Annotated in this window: 5 protein-coding genes and 1 pseudogene; 5 read left to right on the top strand and 1 reads right to left on the bottom strand. The window is 70.5% G+C overall.

Annotated elements, in window-relative coordinates; genetic code table 11:
- Positions 1-281: pseudogene (locus tag E1265_RS30255) on the bottom strand (hypothetical protein); the annotation flags it as partial.
- Between the two features lie 445 nt (positions 282-726).
- On the opposite strand from E1265_RS30255, the gene E1265_RS30250 reads away from it, so the two are divergent.
- The 5 genes from E1265_RS30250 to E1265_RS30230 all read left to right on the top strand — a co-directional run bounded on the left by E1265_RS30250 (position 727) and on the right by E1265_RS30230 (position 6975).
- Positions 727-1728: a LacI family DNA-binding transcriptional regulator gene (locus E1265_RS30250; protein WP_207931268.1), complete on the top strand. Its 1002-nt coding sequence runs from the start codon at positions 727-729 to the stop codon at positions 1726-1728.
- Positions 1729-1817: 89 nt separating this feature from the next.
- Positions 1818-3065 (top strand): extracellular solute-binding protein, encoded by a 1248-nt coding sequence (locus tag E1265_RS30245; RefSeq protein WP_132934167.1) that lies wholly within the window; start codon positions 1818-1820, stop codon positions 3063-3065.
- 52 nt (positions 3066-3117) lie between these two features.
- The gene (locus E1265_RS30240) at positions 3118-4047 is read left to right on the top strand and encodes a sugar ABC transporter permease (RefSeq protein ID WP_132934166.1); all 930 of its coding nucleotides are present in this window, start codon (positions 3118-3120) and stop codon (positions 4045-4047) included.
- Positions 4044-4862: a carbohydrate ABC transporter permease gene (locus E1265_RS30235; RefSeq protein ID WP_132934165.1), complete on the top strand. Its 819-nt coding sequence runs from the start codon at positions 4044-4046 to the stop codon at positions 4860-4862. The genes E1265_RS30240 and E1265_RS30235 overlap by 4 nt, the downstream gene beginning before the upstream one ends.
- Positions 4863-4953: 91 nt before the next feature.
- The gene (locus E1265_RS30230) at positions 4954-6975 is read left to right on the top strand and encodes a glycoside hydrolase family 31 protein (protein WP_132934164.1); all 2022 of its coding nucleotides are present in this window, start codon (positions 4954-4956) and stop codon (positions 6973-6975) included.
- Positions 6976-7540: the final 565 nt, after the last annotated feature.

Genomic DNA, 7540 nt, shown 5'->3' with positions numbered 1-7540 from the left:
CTGTCGAGTTGCGCCCCACCGGCCCGCATGTACCGGAAGTTCACGTCCCGGAAGAAGTGGTCGGCGGGGCCCGAGGCGTTCTCCGCCATGCCGTAGATCCACCCGGAGGCCCGGTAGGTCGGCGAGCCCGACGAGACCGAGAAGTCCACGGCGATGGACTCATCCGCGGCCTGGGCCGGCGTGGCGAGCGAGACGAGGGAGGTGAGGACGAGAGTGCAGGTCGCGAGGAGTGTGGTGAGACCGAGGCGACGCCCGCGCCGCCTTCTGGGGAGGATGTTCACGCGTCTCTCCTGGAGAGAGGGGAGTTGGGGAGGTCGCGGGGCAGGCCGTGGCCTGCCGGGACCTGACGGCCGGGGGCGCCCCCGCGTGCTCGGCCGCGCTGGCGGCTGAAATGCCTGTGCAGACGCGTCGTTCGAGGTTCTGGAGGAGCTGGCGGGGCGCGCGCGTGGGGAGTTCGCCTGTCCATGCGGCTCCGAACGGGTCGGGGAGAGGCTCTCGAACCGGTTCGATGAGCGGCTGTCGCGAACCGGTTCGACGGGAACGTAACACCGGGATCTTCGGGGTTCAATACGCGTGCGGCGGGCTTCCCTCGCGTTCGTGCGGTGGCTCTCGGTGTTCCATCGTCACGCTGCGTCGATCAGGAGACGGGAGCACGTCCGGTGTATTGAGTCGTCGGGACCCCGGTGCTAGCTTGCGCGAACCGGTTCGACAAGGGAGTGGCCAGTGGTGACGATCGGCGACGTGGCTCGCGCCGCGGGGGTGTCCCGCAGCACCGTCTCCTACGCGCTCTCCGGGAAGCGCACGATCTCCGACGAGACACGGCGGCGGGTCGAGGAGGCCATCGCCCGGCTCGGCTTCACCCCGCACGCCGGCGCGCAGGCCCTGGCCACGGCGCAGACCAAGGTGATCGGCCTCATGCTCAGGTTCCACGAGGACGAGTTCGCGCCGGCCATGCTCCAGTACGTGCTCCCGCTCTCCGACACCGCGCGGGAGATGGGGTACGACGTGCTGATGGTCACGGACGCCGACGGAGCGGGCGCCCTGCGCCGGATCAGCGGTTCCGGCAAGGTCGACGGCCTGATCCTGCTCGACGTCGCGCACGTCGACCCACGACTCGAGCCGTTGCGGGCCTCGGGGCGGCCTGGCGTGCTCGTCGGCGTGCCGCGGGACACCGACGGACTCGACGTCTTCGACCTGGACTTCGCCGCCGCCGCCCGGGTGCTGGTCGACCATCTGCAGGGGCTCGGGCATCGCGAGATCATCCTGGTCACACCGCCCCGTGAGGTCTTCGAGCGCGGCATCTCCTACAGTTGGCGGTTCCGTGACGCGGCGGTCGAGCGGGCTCGAAAGCTCGGACTCGTGCTGCACGCCCATCACGGGGAGGCGCGGCAGCCGGCCGTGGGCGAGAGCCTCAACGCCGTCCTCGACGAGCACCCCACCGCCACCGCGCTGATCGTGCACAACGACGGTTCCGTCGCCGCGTTGCCCATGGTGCTCCACCGGCGCGGGGTGCGGGTGCCGGATGACCTGTCGGTCACGAGCCTGTACTCGCAGGAGTTCGGGCGCACCTTCTCCCTTCCCTACACGGCGGTGGAGACCTCGCCGCGCGCACTCGGACGGCTGGCGGTGCGGCAGCTGGTCGGCCGCATCCAGGACCATGACGAGGCGGGGCCACACCGGGTCCACTTCCTGCCCCCCACGCTCATCGATCGGGGCAGCACCGCCTGACCCCGGCGCGCACGGGTCGGAACGGTCGCACACGGGCAGCTGTCGAACCGGTTCGACGACGCGTATCAAGCAGCTGAAAGGACATGGCGATGAGAAGCACCACCTCACGTTCCGCGTCGGCCGTCCTGGCCGCGCTGGGTCTGCTGGCCGGAGCCACCGCCTGCTCGGGCGGCGGGTCCGGCGACGACGCCGACGGCGGCACGTACGTGTTCTGGGACCCCTACCCCCAGTTCGACGGCGACTCCGACTGGGTACGGCTGGTCGAGCGGTGCGGCGAGGAGGCCGGGGTCACCGTCGACCGCGCGGCGTTCGACACCTCCGACCTCACCAACCGGGCGCTGCTGGCCGCCCAGCAGGGCGACACCCCGGACGTCATCGTGCTGGACAACCCGGTGGTCTCCACGCTCGCCGAGGCCGGCGTCCTGACCCCGACGGACGAACTGGGTCTCGACGTCTCCGGCATATCCGAGAACCTGCTGGCCGCCGGGCAGCTCGAAGACGCGACCTACGGGGTGCCGATCGGCGCCAACACCCTCGCGCTGTACTACAACGTGGCCGTACTCGCCGACGCCGGGGTCGACCCGGCCTCGGTCACCGACTGGGAGAGCCTGAACGACGCGCTCCAGGCGGTGACCGAGGCAGGGAACAGGGGCATCACGTTCTCCGCGATCGGCACCGAGGAGGGCTCGTTTCAGTTCCTGCCCTGGTTCTGGGGCGCCGGGGCCGACCTGCGGGCGCTCGACTCCCCCGAGGCGGTGGGCGCCGTCAGCCAGTGGAAGGAGTGGCTCGACCTCGGATACGCGCCCAACTCGGTGATCAACAACACCCAGACGACGAGCTGGCAGGAGTTCGCGACGGGGGAGTACGCGTTCGCGGTCAACGGCGCCTGGCAGCTGGCCAACGCGGACGCCTCGGGCATCGACTACGGAGTCATCCCGATCCCAGCGGCCTCGGGCGGTCCCGCGGTGGCCCCCACCGGCGGCGAGTTCGTGACCGCGCCGGTCCAGTCCGACCCCGCCAGATACGAGGTGACCACGGCGATCGTCGAGTGCCTCACCAGCGGCGAGAACCTGCTGACCACGGACGCCACCCTGTCCTACGTCGCCCCCACCGAGGCCCTCCAGGACCAGCAGGTGGCCGACGACGAGGCGCTCGCCCCCTGGGTCGAGGCGGCCCGTTCGGCCCGTGGCCGCACCAGCGACGACCTCGGCACGGACTACCCCGTCATCTCGGAGCAGTTGTGGACGGCCGTGCAGAACGTCCTCTCCGGCGCGCAGAGTCCGCAGGAGGCGATGGAGGCCGCCCAGCAGGCCGCCACCACGGGTCTCGCCGACTGATCGCCGGCACGGCGACGAACACCGGCACCGCATTCCGAACGGAGAAAGCCCGATGACGGTCATACCCACGCACGGCCGGCCCGCCGCCGGCCCGGCCCGCCGCCGGCCGCGACCCCGGCTGACCGCCTGGCTCTTCCTCGTCCCGCTGCTGGTCTACCTGGTCGCGTTCTACGCCTATCCACTCGTCCGCAACGTCGAGCTGAGCCTGCGGGACTACACCCTGCGCTCCTTCGTCCAGGGCGACGCGCCCTTCACCGGCCTGGAGAACTACCGCCAGGTTCTCGACGACCCGACCTTCCTGCCGGCCGTCCGCAACACCCTGGTGTTCACGCTCGTCTCGATACTTCTCCAGTACGGCATCGGGCTCGCGCTGGCCGTCTTCTTCCACCAGCACTTCCGCCTCGCCGCCACCCTGCGGGCGCTGTTCCTCATCCCCTGGCTGCTGCCGCTCATCGTGTCGGCCTCGACCTGGTCCTGGATGCTGAACAGCGAGACCGGGGTGGTGAACTCGGCACTCGAGGCCTTGGGGCTGCCGGCGATCAACTGGCTGACGTCGCCCGACTGGTCACTGACGGCCGTGACCATCGCCAACGTCTGGATCGGCATCCCCTTCAACCTGGTGATCCTCTACAGCGGCCTGCAGAACATCCCCGCCGAGCTGTACGAGGCCGCCGCCCTGGACGGAGCCGGCGGCTGGCAGCGGTTCCGGCGGATCACCCTCCCCCTGCTCCGCCCGGTGTCGGCCATCACCCTTCTGCTGGGACTCGTCTACACGCTCAAGGTGTTCGACCTCATCTGGATCACCACGCGCGGCGGCCCTGGCGACTCCTCCACCACCCTGTCGACCTGGTCGTACGACCTCGGATTCGGCTCCCTGACCCCGCACTTCGGGCCCGGCGCCGCCATGGGCAACCTGCTGATCCTGCTCGCCCTGGCCTTCGGCCTCGCCTACATCCGCGCCCAGAGGAGGCAGCAGGCATGACACGACGACGCGCGCCGTGGAAGACGCTGGTCGGGCTCGCGCTGACCGGCGTGATGCTGTTCCCGGTCTACTGGATGGTCAACGTCTCGCTGACCCGCCCGGAGAACATGCGCCGGGACCCGCCGGACTGGTTCCCCCTCGACCCGACCCTCGCCGGCTACGAGGCGGTCCTGGCGGACCAACTGCCGTACCTGCGCACGAGCTTCCTCATCGGACTCGGCACCGTGGCACTCACCCTCGCCATCGCCGCGCCGGCCGGCTACGCCCTGGCCAAGCTGCACCCGCGCGGCAGCGGACCGATCGGCTTCGTCCTGCTCGCCGCCCAGATGATCCCCGGCATCATCATGGCGATGGGCTTCTACGCCGTCTTCCTGAACCTGGGCGTTCTGAACGAGTGGTGGGGACTGGTCGTCGCCGACTCCACCCTGGCCGTGCCGTTCGGGGTCCTGGTCTTCACCGCCTTCATGTCCGGCATCCCCGACGAGCTGATGGCCGCCGCCCGGATCGACGGCGCCAGTGCCTGGCGCACCTTCCGCTCCGTCGTGCTGCCGGTCAGCCGGAACGCGGTCGTCACGGTCTCCCTCTTCGCCTTCCTGTGGGCCTGGTCGGACTTCATCTTCGCCAGCACCCTCAACGGCCAGGGCGACACCCAGCCGATCACCATCGGCATCTACCGCTACATCGGCAACAACAACCAGGAGTGGAACTCCATCATGGCCACCGCCGTGGCGGCCTCGATCCCCGCCGCCGTCCTGCTCGTGCTGGCCCAGCGCTTCGTCGCCGCGGGCGTCACGGCCGGTGCGGTCAAGGACTGAGCGGGCGGGCGGCCGTCGCGGTCCGCCCGCCCACTCCCGCCGCCGCCCGTCATCACCAGCCACCGTCGTCCAACGTTGGGAGCTTCCTTCCGTGACCGTGTTCCACACCGTCTCCGACCGTCTCGTCTGGCGTGGGGACGGCGAGACGCTCGTCGTCGAGCCCTGGGGGCGAAACAGCCTGCGCGTGCGCGCCACGCGCGCCGCCGACGTGGTCGACACCGACTTCGCCCTGCTCCCGCAGCCGCCCACCCATGTCGAGATCACGACGGAGGACGGCGTCGCCCGGCTGACCAACGGCCACATCACCGCGGTGCTGACGGCCGAGGAGTACTACGACGCGCAGGCCGGATACCACGTCTCCCGCTGCTCACTGACCTTCCTGGACCGGCACGGCAGGACCCTGCTGAGCGAACTCGGCTCCGGCGGCTCCCTGAAGCTGAGGGCCCGCGCCCACCGGGCGATAACCGGCGGGCCGCACCACCTCACCGCGAGCTTCGAGGCACGCCCCGACGAGAAGCTCTACGGCATGGGGCAGTACCAGCAGGACATGCTCAACCTCAAGGGCTGCACACTGGAGTTGGCGCACCGCAACTCCCAGGCGTCCGTCCCCTTCGTCCTCTCCAGCGCCGGGTACGGCTTCCTCTGGCACAACCCCGCCATCGGCCGGGCCACCTTCGGCACCAACCGCACGGAATGGGTCGCCGAGAGCACCCGGCAGCTCGACTACTGGATCACCGCCGGCGACACCCCGGCGGACATCACCGCCGCCTACGCCGAGGCCACCGGGCACGTCCCGATGATGCCGGAGTACGGCCTCGGACTGTGGCAGAGCAAGCTCCGCTACTGGAACCAGGAACAACTCCTGGCGGTGGCACGCGAGTACCACCGCCGCGGCCTGCCGCTCGACGTCCTGGTGGCGGACTTCTTCCACTGGCCGAAGATGGGCGACTTCCGCTTCGAGTACGAGTTCTGGCCGGACCCGGACGCGATGGTGGCCGAGCTGCGGGAGCTCGGGACCGAGCTGATGGTCTCCGTCTGGCCGCAGGTCTCCGTGGAGTCGGAGAACTTCCGGGACTTCCGGCGACACAACCTCCTCGTCCGCGCCGAACGGGGCCCCGACGTCCAGATGAGCTTCCAGGGTCCCAGCATGTTCCTCGACGTCACCAACCCCGCGGCGCGCGACGCCCTGTGGGAGCTGTGCCGCCGCAACTACCACGATAAGGGGATCCGCGTCTTCTGGCTGGACGAGGCCGAACCGGAGTACGGCGTCTACGACTTCGACAACTACCGCTACCACCAGGGCCCCGCGCTGGAGATCGGCAACCTCTACCCCCAGGCGTTCTCCCGCGCGTTCTACGAGGGCCAGCGCGCCGCCGGGCAGGAGGACGTCGTCAACCTGGTGCGCTGCGCCTGGGCGGGCAGCCAGCGCTACGGTGCCCTGGTGTGGTCCGGCGACATCCACTGCGACTTCGCGACGATGCGCCGGCAGATCACCGCCGGCGTCAACATGGGTATCGCCGGCATCCCCTGGTTCACCACCGACATCGGCGGCTTCCACGGCGGCGACGTCACCGACCCGGCCTTCCACGAACTCCTCATCCGCTGGTTCCAGTTCGGCACCTTCTGCCCCGTCATGCGGATGCACGGCGACCGACAACCCACCGGAACCGTCCGGGCGGCGGACGGCACCGTGCGGTGCCACACCGGCGCGGACAACGAACTGTGGTCCTTCGGCGAGGAGGTGTACGACATCCTCGCGCGCTACCTGCGGCTGCGGGAGGCGCTGCGCCCGTACACCCGTCGGCTCATGGCCGAGGCCCACCACCACGGCCAGCCCGTGATGCGTGCCATGTTCCACGAGTTCCCCGACGACCCGGCCTGCTGGGACCTCGCCGACCAGTACATGTTCGGCCCGGACCTGCTCGTCGCCCCGGTGACCTCGGCCGGCGCCGACTCGCGCGAGGTCCACCTGCCGCCGGGAGCCACCTGGACCGACCTGCGCACGGGGACCACTCACCAGGGCGGCCGGCGCATCGTTGTGCCCGCTCCGCTCGAGGCCATCCCGGTCCTCGCCCGCGACGACGCCCTGGCCCATCTCGTCGGCCGTCTCTGATCACGCGGGAGCCGGATCAGGTCCCGGGACGGCCGGTGGACTCCACTCGCCGAGCGGTGGGCCCGGCGTCGACGTCGTCGCCTCCGCCGGCCGCGAGGACCAGCAGCGCGGAGGCGAGGCGTGCGGCGTCAGGACCGCCGCGACGCGGCGGAACTGGTCGGAGAGGTTGCTTCGCCGTCCCTGAACAGGGCGACCGCTCGCCGCACCGTCCCGTGGAGGGCCGCGCCCGCGGACAGGTCAGCGTGGTGGCCAGGCCGGGCGGTCGACTGCTGGTCGGTCGAGACCCGCTCGTAGACCAGGTTCGCTACCGAGGGCCTCCCGCGTCCGGCGGATCGGACCCTGTCCCTCGTCAAACCCTGGCGTGGAAATGCGGGAGCCTGCGGGCGGCTCCGTCCCCTAGGTTTCACCCCATGGCCTCATCCGTCGGTCCTGAAGACCGGGCTGCCGTGTCGCGGCCGCGTCTGGTGACCCGTCCGCTGCTGCTGCGCTTCGTGACGGTCGTCGGTTCCTCGGCGAGCTTCTTTCTGCTGTTGTCGGTCGTACCGGCGTACGCGCAGGGTGGGCC

The sequence above is a fragment of the Streptomyces sp. 8K308 genome (assembly GCF_004348315.1).
Lineage (GTDB): Bacteria > Actinomycetota > Actinomycetes > Streptomycetales > Streptomycetaceae > Streptomyces.
The sequence above is the reverse complement of the archived record's forward strand: the minus strand, read 5'-3'. Positions and strand labels throughout refer to the sequence as shown.